15 protein-coding genes are annotated in these 17949 nt (G+C 69.3%); 7 read left to right on the forward strand and 8 right to left on the reverse strand.

Annotation, left to right across the window (positions count from 1 at the left end; genetic code table 11):
• Positions 1-130: 130 nt before the first annotated feature.
• From JCR33_RS23685 to acnA, 7 genes are all read right to left on the reverse strand, one after another.
• A complete protein-coding gene (locus JCR33_RS23685; RefSeq protein WP_198884623.1) occupies positions 131-1477 on the reverse strand; it encodes an efflux transporter outer membrane subunit in 1347 nt (448 codons plus the stop codon).
• Positions 1477-4581 (reverse strand): efflux RND transporter permease subunit, encoded by a 3105-nt coding sequence (locus JCR33_RS23690; RefSeq protein ID WP_198884624.1) that lies wholly within the window; start codon positions 4579-4581, stop codon positions 1477-1479. Before JCR33_RS23690 ends, JCR33_RS23685 begins: the two co-directional genes overlap by 1 nt.
• A 3-nt stretch (positions 4582-4584) precedes the next feature.
• A complete protein-coding gene (locus JCR33_RS23695; RefSeq protein WP_198884625.1) occupies positions 4585-5805 on the reverse strand; it encodes an efflux RND transporter periplasmic adaptor subunit in 1221 nt (406 codons plus the stop codon).
• Positions 5806-6245: 440 nt separating this feature from the next.
• The gene (locus JCR33_RS23700; RefSeq protein WP_198884626.1) at positions 6246-7448 is read right to left on the reverse strand and encodes an ABC transporter permease; all 1203 of its coding nucleotides are present in this window, start codon (positions 7446-7448) and stop codon (positions 6246-6248) included.
• Positions 7448-8152 (reverse strand): ABC transporter ATP-binding protein, encoded by a 705-nt coding sequence (locus JCR33_RS23705; RefSeq protein ID WP_198884627.1) that lies wholly within the window; start codon positions 8150-8152, stop codon positions 7448-7450. The genes JCR33_RS23700 and JCR33_RS23705 overlap by 1 nt, the downstream gene beginning before the upstream one ends.
• Positions 8149-9447 (reverse strand): efflux RND transporter periplasmic adaptor subunit, encoded by a 1299-nt coding sequence (locus tag JCR33_RS23710; RefSeq protein WP_198884628.1) that lies wholly within the window; start codon positions 9445-9447, stop codon positions 8149-8151. The genes JCR33_RS23705 and JCR33_RS23710 overlap by 4 nt, the downstream gene beginning before the upstream one ends.
• A gap of 399 nt (positions 9448-9846) precedes the next feature.
• Positions 9847-12612, reverse strand: a complete 2766-nt coding sequence (gene acnA / locus JCR33_RS23715; RefSeq protein WP_198884629.1) for an aconitate hydratase AcnA — start codon at positions 12610-12612, stop codon at positions 9847-9849.
• 103 nt (positions 12613-12715) lie between these two features.
• Here acnA and ccmA point away from each other — a divergent pair, with 103 nt between their 5' ends.
• The 7 genes from ccmA (at position 12716) to JCR33_RS23750 (ending at position 17037) form a co-directional block, all read left to right on the forward strand.
• The gene (gene ccmA, locus JCR33_RS23720) at positions 12716-13327 is read left to right on the forward strand and encodes a heme ABC exporter ATP-binding protein CcmA (protein ID WP_198884630.1); all 612 of its coding nucleotides are present in this window, start codon (positions 12716-12718) and stop codon (positions 13325-13327) included.
• Positions 13328-13433: 106 nt separating this feature from the next.
• Positions 13434-14093, forward strand: a complete 660-nt coding sequence (gene ccmB / locus JCR33_RS23725; protein ID WP_198884631.1) for a heme exporter protein CcmB — start codon at positions 13434-13436, stop codon at positions 14091-14093.
• Positions 14094-14143: 50 nt separating this feature from the next.
• Complete coding sequence (locus JCR33_RS23730) at positions 14144-14899, forward strand: heme ABC transporter permease (RefSeq protein ID WP_198884632.1); 756 nt, start codon at positions 14144-14146, stop codon at positions 14897-14899.
• On the forward strand, positions 14899-15078 hold the full coding sequence (gene ccmD, locus JCR33_RS23735; RefSeq protein WP_198884633.1) for a heme exporter protein CcmD: 180 nt from the start codon (positions 14899-14901) through the stop codon (positions 15076-15078). The genes JCR33_RS23730 and ccmD overlap by 1 nt, the downstream gene beginning before the upstream one ends.
• A 4-nt stretch (positions 15079-15082) precedes the next feature.
• Complete coding sequence (locus JCR33_RS23740; RefSeq protein WP_232372799.1) at positions 15083-15652, forward strand: DsbE family thiol:disulfide interchange protein; 570 nt, start codon at positions 15083-15085, stop codon at positions 15650-15652.
• On the forward strand, positions 15649-16191 hold the full coding sequence (locus JCR33_RS23745) for an NUDIX hydrolase (RefSeq protein ID WP_198884635.1): 543 nt from the start codon (positions 15649-15651) through the stop codon (positions 16189-16191). The genes JCR33_RS23740 and JCR33_RS23745 overlap by 4 nt, the downstream gene beginning before the upstream one ends.
• Before the next feature lie 87 nt (positions 16192-16278).
• Positions 16279-17037, forward strand: a complete 759-nt coding sequence (locus JCR33_RS23750) for a DUF1223 domain-containing protein (protein ID WP_198884636.1) — start codon at positions 16279-16281, stop codon at positions 17035-17037.
• 63 nt (positions 17038-17100) lie between these two features.
• Here JCR33_RS23750 and JCR33_RS23755 read toward each other — a convergent pair whose 3' ends face one another.
• Positions 17101-17934 (reverse strand): BKACE family enzyme, encoded by an 834-nt coding sequence (locus JCR33_RS23755; RefSeq protein WP_198884637.1) that lies wholly within the window; start codon positions 17932-17934, stop codon positions 17101-17103.
• Between the last annotated feature and the right edge of the window lie 15 nt (positions 17935-17949).

Consider the following 17949-nt stretch of genomic DNA (forward strand, 5'->3'; position numbering starts at 1 on the left):
CGGTGGTCCGATCCAAACGGATCGAACCACCGGTCGGGTTGTCGTGCTGGTCGACATGTCGAGCCATTTGACTGACTTGATCGAAGCCCCGCGGCGTCAAGGGCGGGACTCGAACGTCTCGGTCGATCGGCTAGGGGGCGACCACCGCGGCGCCGGCGCCCACGGCGATCTGCAGCGTCGCCCACTCCTGTGCCGCGCTGTTGGCGGCCGAGGCCGCCGAGATGCGCGCCGTCGCCGTCGAGCGGTCGGTGTCGAGAAGGTCGATGAGGGTGATCGCCCCCGCCGCATAGTTGTTGCGGGCGAGCGAGAGGGCGCGCTCGTAGGAGCGCACCGTCATCCGCAGCGCGTCGGTGCGGCGGCGATACTGCTGCAGGTTGGACTGGGCGACCTGCACGTCCTCCACCGCATCCATCACCACCTGGCGCCAGGCGATCTCGGCCTGCCGCGCCTCCGAGGCCGCTGCGTCGCGCGTCGCCCGCAGCGCCGGCTGGTTGAGTACCGGGATCGTGAGGCTCGGGCCGAACGACCAGGTGTTGGTGCCGCCTTCGAAGGTCAGCGACCCGTCGAGCGTGAGCGCGGGGTAGAGGTCGGCCTCGGCGACGCCCACCGAATAGACGGCGGCGGCGAAGGTCCGCTCGGCGCTCCTGACATCGGGGCGGTTGTGCAGGAGTTCGGCCGGGAGCCCGGAATTGCCGCCGCCGGGCGTCTTCAGCATGGGCGAGCCGCGGCGCATCTTGGCGAGAATCGGCGCCGCACTCTCGTTCATCAGCGTCGCGATCGCGAACACGTTGGCGTTGAACAGGGCCTCGTACTCGGGGATCTGCGCCCGCGCCTGGGCGAGCAGCGCCTCGGCTTCGGCGACGTCGTACTCGGTGGTGGCGCCGGCGGCGTACTGCTCGCGGGTGATCTTCACCGTCTCGACGCGGTCGGAGATGGTGAGGCGGGTGAGCGCCAGGGCCTCCTGATAGAAGCGGGCGTCGCTGTAGGCGGCGATGATCTCGGCGAGCCAGGCGAGCCGGGTCGTCTCGAGGTCGGCCTGGGCGGCGCCGAGGCTCGCCTCGGCGCTCTGCCGGCCGCGCCGGATGCCGCCGAAGAGGTCGACGATGAAGCTGCCGGAAAGGTCCGCCGTCCGCGTGTTGACGGGCCTCGTCTCGCCGCCCCCGCTGCGGATGAAGGAAAGGTCGGCGCCTCCGTCGACGGCGGCCGCGAGGCCGGTCGTGCGCACGTTCGCCTCGGCCTCCCGGATCACCTCCAGCGCGGCGGCGACGTCGAGGTTCTGTTCGAGGCCCCGATCGACCAGCTCGCTGAGATAGGGATCGCGATAGTCGCGCCACCACTCCTTCTTTCCCACCGGGCCGACGATCGAAGCGTCGCCGCCGACGAAGCGGGTGGTGAGCGCGATGTTCGGCTCCTCGTAGTCGGGTCCGACCATGCAACCCGACACGAGAAGCAGCAGGGCGATCGACGCGCGCTTCATCAGACGATCGCCTCCTTGCGGCGCCGGAGGTGGTGCACCGCCTTGATGACGGCGACGTAGAAGACGGGGACCATGAGCACTCCAAACGCGGTCGAGAACAGGATGCCGCCGAGCATGCCGATGCCGATCGAGCGCTGCGCCGCGGCGCCGGCACCGCTCGCGAGCACCAACGGCAGAATGCCGAAACCGAAGGCGAGCGAGGTCATCAGGATCGGCCGCAGCCGCAGTTTCGCGGCCATGATCGTCGCCTCCATGAGGCCCTTACCCTCAGCCCGCAGGATCTGGGCGAACTCCACGATCAGGATGGCGTTGCGCGCGGCGAGGCCGATCGTCGTGAGCAGGCCGACCTTGAAGTAGACGTCGTTCTCCTGGTCGAGCGCGTAGGTCGCGGCGAGGGCACCGAGGACGCCGACCGGCACCGCGAGCATCACCGCGAACGGCACCGTCCAGCTCTCGTAGAGCGCGGCGAGGCAGAGGAAGACGACGAGGGCGGAGAGCGAATAGAGGAGCAGCTCCTGGTTGCCGGCGAGCCGCTCCTGATAGGAAAGGCCCGTCCAGGCGGCGCCGTAGCCGCCGTCCATCCCGGCGACGAGCTCTTCCATCCGCTCCATCGCGTCGCCGGAGCTCGCGCCGCCGGCGGCCGAACCGGAGAGTTCGAGCGCGCGGGTGCTGCCGTAGCGGGCGAGCTTGGGGGAGATCGACTTCCAGGCCTTTGAGACGAAGGCGCCGAAGGGCACCATCTCGTCGTCGCTGTTGCGGGCCGACCAGGCGAGGACGTCATCCGGCTGCATGCGGTACGGAGCGTCGCCCTGGACGATCACCTCGCGCAGGTCGGTCCCGAGGGGGAAGTCGTTGACGTAGTCGCCGGCGAAGATCGTCGACAGCATCGAGTTGATGTCGCTCAGGCTGACGCCGAACGCGGTCACCTTCTCCTGGTCGATGTCGAGCTGCAGCGAGGGCTTCGCCGCCTCGTCGTTGCCGCGCAGGTTCGTCACCTCGCCGCTCGCCTGGGCCTGGGCGACGAGCTCGTCGGCGGCAGCCTTGAGCGCGACGTTGCCGTTGCCGGCCTGGTCCACGAGATACATCGTGAAGCCGGAGGACGTGCCCATGCTGGGGATCGCCGGCGGCTGCAGGAAGAAGATCTGCCCCATCGGATTGTTCATGAAGTGGCCGTTGGCGCGGTTGGCGAGCGCGGCGGCGTCGAGCCCCTCCCGTTCGTCGAACGGCTTCAGGCGCAGGAACATCATCGCGGCGTTCTGACCGCTGCCGCCGAACGAGAAGCCCACCGCGGCGAACACCGAGGCGACCGTGTCGGTCTCCTCGGTGAGGATGTAGTCCTCGACCGCGGCGACCGCCTCGGTGGTCTGCGCCGTGGTGGCGCCCTCCGGCAGCTCCACCATCACCATCAGCACGCCCTGGTCCTCCGTCGGTAGAAATGAGGACGGCAGGCGCTCGTAGATGAGGTAGGCGCCGACGATGACCGCGGCGAAGACGATAATGATGCGGGAGGCGCGCGTGGCGAAGCGCTCGGCGGCGTAGCCGTAGCCCGACGTCAGCCAGCCGAGCCCGGTGTTGAACCAGCGCACCGGACGGATGTCGGTGGCCGAGTGCTTGGGACGTAGGAGCTGGGCGCACAGCGCCGGCGTCAGGATCAGCGCGACGAACAGCGACAGCACCATCGCCGAGATGATGGTGACCGAGAACTGGCGGTAGATCACCCCGGTCGACCCGCTCATGAACGCCATCGGCAGGAACACGGCGGAGAGGACGAGGACGATGCCGACGAGCGCCGTCGAGATCTCCCGCATGCTCCGCTCCGTCGCCTCGACGGGGCCAAGCCCGTCCTCCATGACGCGCTCGACATTCTCCACCACCACGATGGCGTCGTCGACGAGGAGGCCGATCGCGAGCACCAGCGCGAACATCGTCAGCGTGTTGATCGACATGTCGGCGAGCGAGAGCACGCCGAAGGTGCCGAGGAGAACCACGGGGACGGCGATCGTCGGGATCAGCGTCGCCCGCCAGCTCTGCAGGAACACCATGATGACGAGCACCACGAGCGCGATCGCCTCGAACAGCGTGTGGTAGACCTGCTCGATCGATTCCTCGACGAACGGCGAGGTGTCGTAGGGGTAGACCACGCTGACCCCCGCGGGCAGGGCGTGCGACAGCTCGTCGACCTTGTCGCGCACGCGCTCGGCGGTCTCGACCGCGTTGGCCCCGGTCGAGAGGTTGACACCGAAGCCGGCGGCGGGCTTGCCGTTGTAGCGGCTCGAGGTGCCGTAGTCCTGCGCGCCGAGCTCGATGCGGGCGACGTCGACGAGGTGGACGGTGGAGCCGTCCGCGTTGGTCTTGAGAAGGATGCGCTCGAAGTCGGCGACCGAGGTGAGCTGCGACTGGGCGCTGAGCGACACCGTCATCTGCTGGCCGCGCACCACCGGCTGGTCGCCGAGCGAGCCGACGGTGACGTTGGTGTTCTGCTCGGAGACCGCGTCCGTCACGTCGTTGGCGGTCAGCTGATACTGGTAGAGCTTGTCGGGATCGAGCCAGATCCGCATCGCATATTCGGACGCGAAGGAGTTGATCGAGCCGACGCCGTCGACCCGCTGGATGGCGTCTTCCATACGCGAAGAGAGGAGGTCGCCGAGCTCCACCGAGCTGTAGCTGCCGTCCTCGGAGACGAGCGCGCCGACGAGCAGGATCGAGGAGGTCGATCGGGTGACGCTGATGCCCTGGTTGGTGACGGCGTTGGGCAGCTTCGACTGGACGAGCTGCAGCTTGTTCTGCACCCGGACCTGGGCCATGTCCGGGTCCTGGCTGTCGTCGAAGGTCAGCGAGATCGACGACGAGCCCTCGGTGGAGCTCGACGTCATGTAGATGAGGCCGTCGAGGCCGGTCATCCCGTCCTCGATGACGGTGGTCACGGAGTTCTCCACGATCTCCGCCGAGGCGCCCGTGTAGGTCGCGGAGATGCGGACGGTGGTCGGCGCGATCTCGGGATATTGCGAGATCGGCAGTGTCATCAGCCCGTAGATGCCGGCGAGCATCGTGATGATGGCGAGCACCCAGGCGAAGACCGGGCGATGGATGAAGAACGTCGCCATCGCTCAGTCGTCGGCCTCGTCGTCGGCGGACGCTGTGCCGTCGTCGGGGGGTGCGTCGCTCTCTTCGACAACGAGCCCGTCGGCGTCGAGGGTCGCGGCGACGGGCGCGACCGCCATGCCCTCGCGCAGCGTCTTCAGCCCGTTGAGGATCAGCCGCGCGCCGGGCTCGATGCCGGTGTTGACGATCCAGGCGCTGTCGGTGCTGCCGATGTCGGTGAAGGTGATCTTCTTCGCCGCCCCGTCCTCGCCGACGACGAAGGCCGACAGGCGGCCGGTGTTGTCGCGCTCCGCCGCCCGCTGGGGCACCAGGAAGGCCTCGACGGTACCGAGCGTCAGCTCGCCGCGCAGGAACATGCCGGGCAGGATGACGCGGTCGGGATTGTCGAAGCGAAAGCGGACGGTGACCGTCCCCGTCGTCGTCGACACCGTGCTCGTCAGCGTGACGAGCGTCCCGCTGCCTTGATAGACCTCGCCGTTCTCGAGGGTGAGGGCGGCGTCGATCGTATCGTTGGGCTTCAGCACGCCGGAGGCGAGCTGGCTGCGGAAGGACAGGATGCGCGAGCTCGTCTCGCTGAGGTCGATATAGATCGGGTCGAGGCGGGTCACCGTCGTCAGTGCATCGCTCTGCCCGCTGGTGACGAGGTCGCCGACGGAGACCTCCTGGACGTCCGCGACGCCTTCGATGGGGCTGCGGATCGTCGTCCAGGAGAGCTGCGTTCGGGCGTATTCGAGGGCGGCCTTGGCGGCGTCGAGTGTCGCCTTCGCCTCGGCGAGGGTCGCGCGCGCCTCCTCCACCTCCGCCGCGGTGTAGCCCTTGCCGGCGAGCTTTTCGGCCCGATCATAGGCGGCCTGGGAGACGGGGAGGCGCGCCTCGGCCTTGGCGAGATCCGCCTCGTCGGAGGCGACGGTGGCGACGTAGCTCGCATCGTCGAGCTGGAAGAGGACGTCGCCGACGGCGAGCGTCTTGCCGGGAACGTAGGAGATCGCCTCGATGACGCCGTCGACGCGAGGGCGGATGTCGACCTGCTCGTAGGCGACCGCGCGGCCCGGGAGGCGCACCGTGCGCGGCACTTGCTGCCGCTCCATCGTCATGACGGCGACCTCGAGGGGTGGCGTGCGCCGACCCGCTCCGTCGGAGCCGAGCGCGAGGGCCGGCCCGGCGCCCACGATCGCGCACAGCGCAAGCGGCGGAAGAACGGTAAGACGTGACGCCAACTTCAACATATACGTACTTTGTGACTGACAACGACGCTGTATGACTCGCGCGCAGGGCGTACGATCGAAGTGCTATCGGATAAGTTGTAGCACGGGGAGCCGCTGAGCGCGCCGGTGACCCACGTTTCTTCGCGACCGGCCGCGACATCGCCGGGTCAGGACGCCGCGATCGTTCGGTCGGAGGCGGGTATCGGTGGTCGTGGTGGGCGGAAACGGTTTCGACGGAGGCCGGAGAGACGCGGTTCGCAGGCTGGGTCGTTCATTCCTCAAATCGACGACTATGCATAAAGGCTAGACGCGCTGCGTTAGCCGTCTTCGTCGACATATGTGCAAACGTTGCTGGCGACCCCTCGAACTGCAAACCAATCTTGCCGCCGTCAGCTTTGACACGACTCGATACAACGTTTGTCCCGGTCGTCGGGTCGGCCGTTGGGTTGGTCGTCGGGCCGCTACTCGTGGCGCAGCGCGTCGATCGGGTCGAGGTGGGCCGCGCGGCGGGCGGGTACGTAGCCGAACACGACCCCGATCGCGACCGAGACGGCGAAGGCGAGCAGCACGATCGTGATGTCGAGCACCAGCGGCGTCCCGAGCGCGAGGGAGGCGAGCGCCGACAGCCCCAGGCCGAGCAGCACGCCGATCAGCCCGCCGAACAGCGACAGCACCACCGCCTCCACCAGGAACTGCAGCAGAACCTGCTTCTCCTGCGCGCCGATCGCGAGGCGGATGCCGATCTCGCGCGTGCGCTCCGTCACCGAGACCAGCATGATGTTCAATATACCGATGCCGCCGACGAGAAGGCTCACCCCGGCGACGGCGGCGAGCAGGCCGGTCATCATCTTCGTCGTGCCCGTCATCGTGGAGACGATCTGCGCCATGTCGCCGACGTGGAAGTTGTCGTCGAGGCCGGCCTTGATGTTGCGTCGCTCGCGCATGAGGAGCGTCACGTCGCGCTGGATCATGCCGGTATCGACGCCCTCCTGGGCCGAGAGCATGATCGAATCGACGTCGGTGTTGCCGGCGAGACGCCGCTGGACCGTGCGCAGCGGCATCACCACGGTGTCGTCCTGGTCGTCGCCGAAATTCGAGCGCCCGCGCGTTTCGAGGAGGCCGATCACGGTGCAGGGGACGGCGCCGATGCGGATCTTCTCGCCGAGCGGATCGCGGCCGGCGAACAGCTCCTTGCCGATCGTCGTGCCGATGATGCAGACGGCGCGGCCCGCCCTGACCTCGCTGTCGAGGAACAGCCGCCCGTCCTGCAGCGGCCAATCGCGGGCGGTGAAGTAGTCGTTCGAGGTGCCGGTGACGGTGGTGCTCCAGCTCTCGTTGCCGGCGACGACGTTGACGGAGGTGCTCGCCGTCGGCGCGACGGCGCTCAGCCCGGCGATCTGATTGCGGATCGCCTCGGCGTCGGCGAGGGAGAAGTCGGGGGCGGACGTTCGGCGCGGCCCCATGCCCTGGCCGGGCCGCAGGAAGAGAAGGTTGGTGCCGAGCGAGGAGATCTGCTCCTGAACCTGGGCGGTGGTGCCGTTGCCGATGGTCACCATCGCGATCACCGAGCCGACGCCGATCACCACGCCGAGGAGCGTCAGCAGCGAGCGCAGGGCGTTGCGCCGGATCGCCATCAGGGCGAGGCGGATCGTTTCCTCTAGCATCAGGCGGCCACCCGCTGGTCGGCGGCGACGTGGCCGTCGACGAAGGTGATCGTGCGGGAGGCGTACTCGGCCATGTCCGGCTCGTGGGTCACCATCAAGATGGTGATGCCTTCCTCCCGGTTGAGGCTCGTCATCAGCTGCATGATCTCGTGGCTGCGCGCGGTGTCGAGGTTGCCGGTGGGCTCGTCGGCGACGAGCAGCGACGGGCGCGTCACGACCGCGCGCGCGATGGCGACGCGCTGCTGCTGGCCGCCGGAGAGCTGCCCCGGATTGTGGCTCTCGAAGCCGGCGAGGCCGACCTTCTCGAGCGCCGCGAGCGCCAGCCCCCGCCGCTCCTTGCGTGGGACGCCGCGATAGATCAGCGGCAGCTCCACATTCTCGAGCGCCGAGGTGCGCGCGAGGAGGTTGAAGCCCTGGAACACGAAGCCGATATAGTGCCGCCGCAGCAGCGCCCGCTGGTCGCGCGAGAGCGCCCCGACGTCGACGCCGCGGAAATAATATTTCCCCGACGTCGGTGCATCGAGGCAACCGATGATGTTCATCGTCGTCGACTTGCCCGAGCCGCTGGGGCCCATGATGGCGACGAACTCGCCCTTGGTGATCGACAGGCTGACCCCGACGAGCGCGTAGACCTTGGCCGTGCCCTCGCCATAGCTGCGCGCGACGTCGACGAACTCGATGAGGGGCGGCTCGGCGCTGCTCACCTGCCGGCCGCCCGCTGCGCGATGACGAGGGGGTCGCCCTCCTCGAGGGGACCCGTCACCGCGGTCAGCGTGCCGTCGCTGGCGCCGATGTGGACCGTCACCGCCTCGGGCTCGCCGTTCTTCAGGACGTAGACGGTGCGCTCGTCGCCCGTCGGCTCGGCGACGGCCTCGATCTTGGCCTGGCGGGGCGGCCGCGGCATCAGGAAGTCGAGAAAGCCGCGATCGTCGCCGTTCGCGCCGGCCGCGGCCTCGGTCGCCGGCGGGCGGAAGCGCAGCGCCTTGTTCGGGATGAGCAACGCGTTCTCGTCGTGGCTCACGACGATGTCGGCCGTCGCCGTCATGCCGGGGCGCAGCACGAGGTCGGGATTCTGCACGCGGATGACGCCGGTGTAGGTGACGACGTCGTTGACCGTCTCGGGCGCAAGGCGGATCTCCTCCACCTCGCCGGGGAAGGTGCGGTCCCGGAAGGCCTCCACGGTGAAGGTGCTCGCCTGGCCGTCCTCGACGACGCCGACGTCGGCCTCGTCGATGTCCACCTCGAGCTGCATCGAGGAGAGATCCTCGGCGATCGTGAAGAGCACCGGCGCCTCCAGCGAGGCGGCGACGGTCTGCCCCGGGTCGATGTCGCGGCTGATGACGACACCGCTGATCGGCGACAGGATCGAGGCTTTCGAGAGATTGGTCTCCGCCGTCTCGAGGGCGGCCTTGGCGACGTCGACCTCGGCTTTGCTGACGGCGAGCGCGGCCTCGGCCCGCTTGTACTTGGCGTCGGCCTCTTCGAGCGTCGCGGTGGAGGTGATCTTGCGCTCCGAGAGGGTGCGCGAGCGGGCGAGGGCCTGCTTCGTCTCCGCGACGGTCGCCTCGGCGTCGATCACCTGCGCCTCCTTCACGGCGAGGCTCGCCTTGGCGCTGCGCACCTCGGCGGTCAGCTTGTCGGTGTCGAGGACGGCGAGCACCTCGCCCTCCTTGACGCTGTCGTTGTAGTCCACGAGCACCTTGCGCACGATGCCGGACAATTCGCTCGACACGTCGACCTGGTTCGTCGGCTCGACCGAGCCGGTGGCGGTCACCGTCTGCGTCAGCGAGCCGCGGCGCACCGGTTCCGTCTCGTAGCCGACCGTCGTCCCGCCGTCCCAGGCGCCGGACATCAGGAGGCCGACGCCGACGACGGCGAGCAGCACGACGAGCGCGAGAACGACCCGGCGCCGCCCACGACGCCGCGCCGCGACCGAACCGTTGAGGTCGAGCGTCTTCGCGAGCTCGGGGTCGATCTCCGGCGTATATTGCATATTCATAGGGCTACGCGCCCCGCTGCTCGTGGACGACGATGACGTGCGTCATGCTGGCTGCTCCCCACAACAGTCCGATGTCGCCCGAAGCTAGGGAGTCAATGTAAGTATCGACCGTACGAATATATCTGAATATGCCCAGACAAGCGGTCATTTGAAAACGAAGATTGCCAGGCGCGGCTATATGACCTTATGCGACAAAAATCCCGAGCGAGTCGCCGGCGCCGGCACCTTGCGACCCTAGAGCCGCGCCGTCGCAATGAAAACCCGGCCGTCGGGTCTCGATCGCTCGAGGTCGACAGGCCGGGTGCGGAAGGCTCGGCGGACGCCCGGGCGGGGCCGGGGACCCCAATGCGGGGGCGCTCGGGGGCGCCCCCGCAGTCGGCGGGCCGGGGAGGGAGGCGGCTAGGCCGCCATGCCCTCGCGGGCGAGGCCGCGCAGCACGTAGTGCAGGATGCCGCCGTTGTTGTAGTAGGCGAGCTCGTCGGCGGTATCGATCCGGCAGAGCAGCTCCACCGACTTCTTCGACCCGTCCTCGAAGGTGATCTCCGCCGTGAGGTTCTGCCGCGGCTTGAGGTCGGCGAGGCCGGTGATCGTCACCTGCTCCTTGCCGGTGACGCCGAGGCCCTCCCAGCTGTCGCCGCCGATGAAGACGAGCGGCAGCACGCCCATGCCGACGAGGTTCGAGCGGTGGATGCGCTCGAAGCTCTCCGCGATCACCGCGCGCACGCCGAGGAGACGGGTACCCTTGGCCGCCCAGTCGCGCGAGGAGCCGGTGCCGTATTCCTTGCCGGCGAAGATCACCAGCGGCACGCCCTCCGCCTCGTAGCGCATCGCCGCGTCGTAGATCGGCATCTCCTCGCCCGAGGGCTGGTGGTAGGTCACGCCGCCTTCGACGCCCTTCACCATCTGGTTCTTGATGCGGATGTTGGCGAAGGTGCCGCGCATCATGATCTCGTGGTTGCCGCGGCGGGCACCATAGGAGTTGAAGTCCTTCACCGAGACCTGATGCTCGGCAAGGTACACGCCCGCCGGCGAGGACGGCTTGATGGAGCCGGCCGGAGAGATGTGGTCCGTGGTGATCGAGTCCTGGAAGAGCGCGAGGATGCGCGCGTCCACGATGTCGGTCACCGGATCGGGCTCCATCGACATGCCTTCGAAGTACGGCGGGTTGCGCACGTAGGTCGACGACATCGGCCAGGAGTAGGTGAGGCCGCCCGAGGTCTGCACCGCCTGCCAGTGCTCGTCGCCCTTGAACACGTCGGCGTAGCGGGTGTCGAACATGTCGCGGGTGATGGCGCCGCGCACCATGTCGGCGACTTCCTTCGTCGTCGGCCAGATGTCCTTCAGGTAGACGGGATTGCCGTCCTGGTCGGTGCCGAGCGGCTCGTTGACGATGTTCTTCGTCATGGTGCCGAGGATCGCGTAGGCGACGACGAGCGGCGGGGAGGCGAGGTAGTTGGCGCGAACGTCGGGGTTCACGCGGCCCTCGAAGTTGCGGTTGCCGGAGAGCACCGAGACGGCGACGAGGTCGTTCTCGTTGATCGTCTTCGAGATCTTCTCGGGGAGCGGACCGGAGTTGCCGATGCAGGTGGTGCAGCCGTAGCCGACGAGGTCGAAGCCCATGGCGTCGAGGTCTTCCTGCAGGCCGGTCTTGTTGAGGTAGTCGGTGACGACCTGGCTGCCGGGGGCGAGGGAGGTCTTCACCCACGGCTTCACCGAGAGGCCTTTCGCGCGCGCCTTGCGGGCGACGAGGCCGGCGGCGATCAGCACCGACGGGTTCGAGGTGTTGGTGCACGAGGTGATCGCGGCGATGACGACGTCGCCGTCGTCGAGGCGGTAGTCCTCACCCTCGACCACGTGGCCGGGCATCGCCGACTGGTCGGTCTGGGCGCCCTCGGCCATGAAGCGGGCCTCGCCGTTGCTCGACGCCGGGGTGGCCTTCGACTTGGCGCCGCCCTTGATGCCGCCGACGGCGTCCTTGAAGGCGACGTCCGCATCGGTGAGGGCGACGCGGTCCTGCGGGCGCTTGGGGCCGGCGAGGGAGGGGACCACGGTGGAGAGGTCGAGTTCGAGCGTGTCGGTGAACACCGGGTCCTCGGTCTCGTCGGTGCGGTAGAAGCCGTTGTGCTTGGCGTAGGCCTTCACGAGCTCGATGCGGTGATGGTCGCGGCCGGTCGACGTCAGGTAGCGGATAGTGTCGTCGTCGGTCGGGAAGAAGCCGCAGGTGGCGCCGTATTCGGGGGCCATGTTGGCGATGGTCGCGCAGTCCTCGAGCGACAGGGCCGACAGGCCGGCGCCGTAGAACTCCACGAACTTGCCCACCACGCCCTTCGCGCGCAGCATCTGGGTGACGGTGAGCACGAGGTCGGTGGCGGTGGTGCCTTCGGGCAGCGCGCCGTGCAGCTTGAAGCCGATCACCTCGGGGATGAGCATCGAGATGGGCTGGCCGAGCATGGCCGCCTCCGCCTCGATGCCGCCGACGCCCCAGCCGAGCACCGAGAGGCCGTTCACCATGGTGGTGTGCGAATCGGTGCCGACGAGCGTGTCGGGGAAGGCGTAGGTTTCGCCGTCCTCTTCCCGCGTCCACACGGTCTGGGCGAGATATTCGAGGTTCACCTGGTGGCAGATGCCGGTGCCCGGCGGCACCACGCGGAAGTTGTTGAACGCCGACTGGCCCCAGCGCAGGAACTGGTAGCGCTCGCCGTTGCGCTCATATTCGAGCTCGACGTTGGCCTTGAAGGCGTCGTGGGTGCCGAAATAGTCCACCATCACCGAGTGGTCGATGACGAGGTCGACGGGCACCAGCGGGTTGATCTTGGTCGGGTCGGCGCCGAGATTCTTGGAGGCGTCGCGCATCGCGGCGAGGTCGACCACGGCCGGCACGCCGGTGAAGTCCTGCATCAGCACGCGCGCCGGGCGGTAGGCGATCTCGCGGTCCGACCTCTTGTCCTTCACCCACTGGGCGAGGGCGCGGATGTCGTCGGCAGTGACGGTGCTGCCGTCCTCGTAGCGCAGGAGGTTCTCGAGGAGCACCTTCAGCGACATCGGGAGCTTGGAGACACCTTCGAGGCCGTTGCGTTCGGCAGCCTTCAGGTCGAAAATGGTGTAACTCTTCCCGTCAACGGTTAGTTCGGTCCGAGCTTTGAAGCTGTCGAGCGAGCGGGCCACGGCTCAACCCCCTGTTTGGAACTAGAAGACATTTGCCGCTATCAACTCCCAATCGCCGCCGCGATCAAGCCGGCCGCGCGCTGTGAGAGGGAATTTGCGCGCCATGGTAAGCCTCAAGGTGGATTGCCTCGTGGTCGAGCGAGGTGGCCGGCGCGTCATCGATGGGCTGAGCTTTGCGGCCGATCCCGGTGAAGCGGTCGCGGTGACGGGGCCGAACGGGGTCGGCAAGTCCACGCTGCTGCGGGCGGTGGCGGGGCTGACGGCGGTGGTGGGCGGATGCATCACCCTCTCTCAATGGCCTGAACGGCGGCAAAGTGCCATGCATCTCGTGGGCCATCGTGAAGCGATCAAGCCCCAGCACAGCCTTCTCGACAATCTCGCCTTCTGGTGCCGCTTCCTCGCCGCCGAGCCGCCGGCCGACGGGGTGGAGGCGACGGTCGAGGCAGCGCTCGACGCCGTCGGCCTCGTGCACCTCGCCGACGCTCCGGCCGAGCTCCTGTCGCAAGGTCAGCGGCGCCGCCTCGCCTTGGCGCGGCTTCTCGTCGCTCCACGCCCGCTGTGGCTCCTCGACGAGCCCACCGCCGGCCTCGACACCGCCTCGCGCGCCCGCCTCGCGGGCCTCCTCGCCCGCCATCTCGACGGTGGCGGTCTCCTCCTCGCCGCCACCCACGAGGAGATCGGCGTGCCGACCCGCGCCCTCGCCCTCGCCGCATGAGCGGGCGCTGTGTCCCGTCGTCGGCGGCCACGGCGCGGCCGTGCCTCGGCGCCCGTCTCGGCCCTCGCCCTCGCCATCACCCTTGCCGGTGCGGTCGGGGGGCGCCGTGAGCCTCCTTGCCCTTTATGTGCGCGACGTGCGGCTCGCCTGGGCGGCCGGGGGAGGGGGGCCGGTCGGCGTCATCTTCTATCTCGCCGTCACCGCCGTGGCGCCGTTCGCGGTGGGGCCGGACCTGCCGCTTCTCACCCGCATCGGTCCGGCGCTCCTGTGGATCGCGGTGCTTCTCGCCCTCCTTCTCGGCCTGGAGCGGCTCTTCCAGGCCGATCAGGAGGACGGCACGCTCGACCTCCTGCGCCTCGGCGACACGCCGCTCGAGCTCGTCGTCCTGATGAAGGCGGCGGCGCACTGGACGGCGGCGGCGCTGCCGCTCCTCGCCGCCACCCCGTTCGCCGCCCTGCTCCTCAACCTCGACGGGGCGGCGATCCTCGTCACGCTCGCCACCTTCCTCGTCGGCACGCCGGCCCTGGCGCTCGTCGGGGCGGTGGGGGCGGCGGTCGCCGTGTCGCTTCGCCGCGCGGGCGTGCTCATCGCCATCCTGGTCTTGCCGTTGTCGGTGCCGGTCGTCATCTTCGGCGTGTCGGCCATCGAGGCGGCGGGAGCGGGACGCGCCGTCGGCCCCTCGCTCGCCCTGCTCGGAGCTGTCACGCTGGTGGCCGCGGTGGTCGCCCCGCTTGCCGCGGCGGCCGCTTTGCGCGAGAGCGAATAGGCCGTCGCCATCGCCGCGAGCGCGCGATACGATCATCGGCAGGAGGCCCGATGTCCACCACGCTGAGGACGGATCTCGTCCGACCCTCGATCATCAATCCCGGCCGCTTCGGCGCGCTGGTCGACCGCTACATGCCGTTCCTCGCGGCGCTGACGGCGCTCGCCTTCGCCGTGGGCCTCTACCTCGCCCTCTGGGCCTCGCCGGAGGACTATCAGCAAGGCGCCACGGTGCGGATCATGTACGTCCACGTGCCGGCCGCTTGGCTCGCCCTCTTCACCTACATGGTGATGGCCTCGGCCGCTCTCGGCACGCTCGTGTGGCGTCATCCCCTCGCCGACGTCGCCGGCAAGACCGCTGCGCCGATCGGCGCCGTGTTCACCGCCATCTCCCTCGCGTCGGGCTCGATCTGGGGCAAGCCGATGTGGGGCGCCTGGTGGGTGTGGGACGCGCGCCTCACCTCCATGCTCATCCTCCTCTTCATGTATCTCGGCCTGATCGCCCTCTGGCGCGCCATCGACGATCCGGGCCGCGCCGCCCGCGTCACCGGCATCGCGACCCTCGTCGGCGTCATCAACATCCCCATCATCAAGTTCTCGGTGGACTGGTGGAACACCCTCCACCAGGGAGCGAGCGTGATGCGCTTCGACGGGCCCACCATCCATCCCTCGATGCTCGTGCCGCTGCTCGTGATGGCGCTCGCCTTCATGCTGCTCTTCGCCACGGTTCACCTGTCGGCGATGCGCACCGAGCTGATCCGCCGCCGCGCCCGCACCGTGCGCCTCCGGACCGCGCGGGGGACGCGCTGATGGGCGACTATGCGGGCTACGTGATCGCCGCCTACGCGGTGACCTTCGGCGGCATCGCGGCGTTGATCGCGTGGACGGTGCTCGACCGGGTGGGCGCCCGCCGCGCCCTCGGGCGGGCCGAGCGGGCGGCCTCGCGCGCCGGCGACGCGGCGGCGGGCAACGCGCGCGATGCGGCCTAGCCCCATGCGCCTCAGCCCGATGCGCCTTCTCCTCCTCGTGCCGGTCGTCGCCTTCGTCGCGATGGCCGGCCTCTTCGCCTGGCGCATCACCGACGGGGCGGACCGCTCCGTGGTGCCCTCCGCCTTGATCGGCCGCCCGGCGCCCGACCCCGTCTTCGCCCCCCTCGAGGCGAGCCTTCCGGGCGTCGACCCGGCGAGCTTCAAGGGGCGCGTCAGCCTCGTCAACGTGTTCGCCTCGTGGTGCGCGCCGTGCCGGGTGGAGCATCCGGAGCTGATGGCGCTGTCGGCGACCCCCGGCCTCACCCTCGTCGGCCTCAACTACAAGGACCGCGTGTCGAGCGCCCGCGCCTTCCTCGCCGAGCTCGGCAACCCCTACGACGCCGTCGGCGTCGATCCCGACGGGCGCGCCGCGATCGAGTGGGGCGTCTACGGCGTGCCGGAGAGCTTCCTCGTCGGTCCGGACGGCACCATTCGCGCCAAGCACGTCGGCCCGCTCTCGCCGGAGGTCATCGCCGGCGACTTCGGCGAGACGATGCGCGACCTCCTCGCCGCGGCCGGGGCGCCGGCCTCGTGAACCCGGTCTTCTCCCGCCGCGTGCCCGAAGGGGACAACATCGAGCGCGCCGTCTGCGAGCGCTGCGGCTTCGTCGACTACGACAACCCCAAGATCGTCGTCGGCGCGGTGGTGACGTGCGGGCCGCGCGTCCTCCTCTGCCGCCGCGCCATCGCCCCGCGCAAGGGGCTGTGGACGCTGCCGGCGGGCTACATGGAGCACGGCGAGACTCCGGAGGAGGGCGCCCGCCGCGAAACCTACGAGGAAGCGACCGCCGACATCGTCATCGAGGGGTTGCTCGCCGTCTACACCATCCGCCGGCTCGGCCAGGTGCAGCTCATCTACCGGGCGCGGATGGAGGCGGGGGCGTTCGCGCCGGGGCCGGAGAGCGAGGCCGTCGGCCTCTTCGCCGAGGACGAGATCCCGTGGGACGCGATCGCCTTCCCCACCGTCCACTGGGCGCTCGCCCACGCCCGCCAGCCGGGCGGTCCCTTCGTCAATCCGCCCGGGGGCGACGAGTCCGGACCCGACGCCCCTCCCTACACCGTCACCGGTGCTTGATTGGCCATCAACCGGTCGGATGGTTAGGGTTCCTTCATGACGATCGCGCCATCAACTCGCGCCAAGATCAACACGAGGAGCAACGCCGTGCTGCGCGCCACCCTCGGCCTTCTGGCCGTTCTCGCGAGCCCTCTGCCCGCGTTCGCCGAGCAGCCCCGTGCCGTCCTGGAGCTCTTCACCAGCCAGGGCTGCGCCTCCTGCCCCGCCGCGGACGCGCTCCTCGGCGAGCTCGCCCAGCGGGACGGCATCCTCGCCGTCACCATGCCCGTGAAGCTCTGGGACTTTCTCGGCTGGGCCGACACCCTCGCGAGCGACGTTCTGACCAAGCGGCAGATCGCCTATTCCGTCGCCCGCGGCGATCGCGACGTCTACACGCCGCAAATGGTGGTGAACGGCGCCGACGACGTGCTCGGCAGCGACATGGCCGCGATCCGCGGCACCATGGACCGCGTCGCCGCCGAGCCGCTGCCGGTGCCGATCGACCTCGCCATCAACGGCGACGTGCTCACCATCAACGTCGCCACCCCCGCCGAGGGCACCGAGGTCGAGAAGAAGGCCACCCTGTGGCTGATGGTGGTGGAGGAGGAGGTGCGCGTTCCGGTCGACGCCGGCGAGAATCGCGGCCGCCGCCTCACCTATCACAATGTCGTGCGCAGCATGCGGCCGATCGGCATGTGGAAGGGCAAGCCGATGACCTTCGACCTGCCGCTCGCCGACGTCGAGAAGATGACGGCTGCGGGCTGTGCCGTCATCGCCCAGGTGGACACCTTCAAGGGGCCGGGCCGGATCATCGGCGCGGCCTCGCTCGACCGCCTGTTCCCCGCCCGCACCGCCGAGAAGCGCTGACGGCGCGACGCGAGGCCGGTCCGGGCCTCGGCGGCTGCGACGGGCGACCCGGCGTCGGGCGCGTCAGGCCGCGGCGGGCAGCTTCAGGAGTTCGCGGGTCTCCGCCACGGTGGCCGGCCTGCGGTCGTAGCGATCGCATAGCGATACGACGCGCTCCACCAGGGCGGCGTTCGACGGGGCGAGGGTGTTGCGGTCCATCCGCACATTGTCCTCGAGGCCGGTGCGGCAGTGGCCGCCGGCGGCGAGCGACCATTCGTTGAGGACGATCTGGTTGCGGCCGATGCCCGCACCCGTCCACGTGGCGTCCGGCGCGAGGCGCTTCAGCGTCGCGATGTAGAAGTCGAACACCTCCTTGTCGACGGGCATCGCGTTCTTCACCCCCATCACGAACTGGACGTGAAGCGGGCCCTTGATGCGCCCGTCCGCCGCCATCGCGGCGGCCTGGAAGAGCATCGAGACGTCGAACACCTCGATCTCCGGCTTGACGCCGTAGGCGAGCATTTCCGAGGCGAGCCAGTCCACGAGCTCCGGCGAGTTCTCGTAGACGCGGGTCGGAAAATTGCACGACCCGGTGGAGAGCGACGCCATGTCGGGCCGCAGCGGGATCATGCCGCCGCGCTCGCGCCCGGTGCCGGAGCGGCCGCCGGTCGACAGCTGCACCACCATGCCGGGGCAGTGCTTGCGCAGCCCCTCGGTCAGCGCCGCGAAGCGCTCCGGATCGGAGGTCGGCGAGCCGTCGTCCTTGCGCACGTGGCAGTGGGCGAGGGTGGCGCCGGCCTCGAAGGCGGCCTGGGTGGACTCGATCTGCTCCGATACGGTGATCGGCACCGCAGGGTTGTCGGACTTCTGCGGCAGCGATCCGGTAATGGCGACCGTGATGATGCAGGGCGTTGCCATGGGTCGTGATGGTCT

Origin of the sequence: Acuticoccus mangrovi (genome assembly GCF_016411865.1) — a bacterium.
Classification (GTDB): Bacteria; Pseudomonadota; Alphaproteobacteria; order Rhizobiales; family Amorphaceae; genus Acuticoccus; species Acuticoccus mangrovi.

What these genes read in the sequence shown, in the direction of transcription:
- JCR33_RS23685 (WP_198884623.1), bottom strand. Translation starts at nt 1,477, where the DNA reads ATGAAGCGCGCGTCGATCGCCCTGCTGCTTCTCGTGTCGGGTTGCATG.
- JCR33_RS23690 (WP_198884624.1), bottom strand. Translation starts at nt 4,581, where the DNA reads ATGGCGACGTTCTTCATCCATCGCCCGGTCTTCGCCTGGGTGCTCGCC.
- JCR33_RS23695 (WP_198884625.1), bottom strand. Translation starts at nt 5,805, where the DNA reads ATGTTGAAGTTGGCGTCACGTCTTACCGTTCTTCCGCCGCTTGCGCTG.
- JCR33_RS23700 (WP_198884626.1), bottom strand. Translation starts at nt 7,448, where the DNA reads ATGCTAGAGGAAACGATCCGCCTCGCCCTGATGGCGATCCGGCGCAAC.
- JCR33_RS23710 (WP_198884628.1), bottom strand. Translation starts at nt 9,447, where the DNA reads ATGAATATGCAATATACGCCGGAGATCGACCCCGAGCTCGCGAAGACG.
- ccmA (WP_198884630.1), top strand. Translation starts at nt 12,716, where the DNA reads ATGGTAAGCCTCAAGGTGGATTGCCTCGTGGTCGAGCGAGGTGGCCGG.
- JCR33_RS23730 (WP_198884632.1), top strand. Translation starts at nt 14,144, where the DNA reads ATGTCCACCACGCTGAGGACGGATCTCGTCCGACCCTCGATCATCAAT.
- ccmD (WP_198884633.1), top strand. Translation starts at nt 14,899, where the DNA reads ATGGGCGACTATGCGGGCTACGTGATCGCCGCCTACGCGGTGACCTTC.
- JCR33_RS23740 (WP_232372799.1), top strand. Translation starts at nt 15,083, where the DNA reads ATGCGCCTCAGCCCGATGCGCCTTCTCCTCCTCGTGCCGGTCGTCGCC.
- JCR33_RS23755 (WP_198884637.1), bottom strand. Translation starts at nt 17,934, where the DNA reads ATGGCAACGCCCTGCATCATCACGGTCGCCATTACCGGATCGCTGCCG.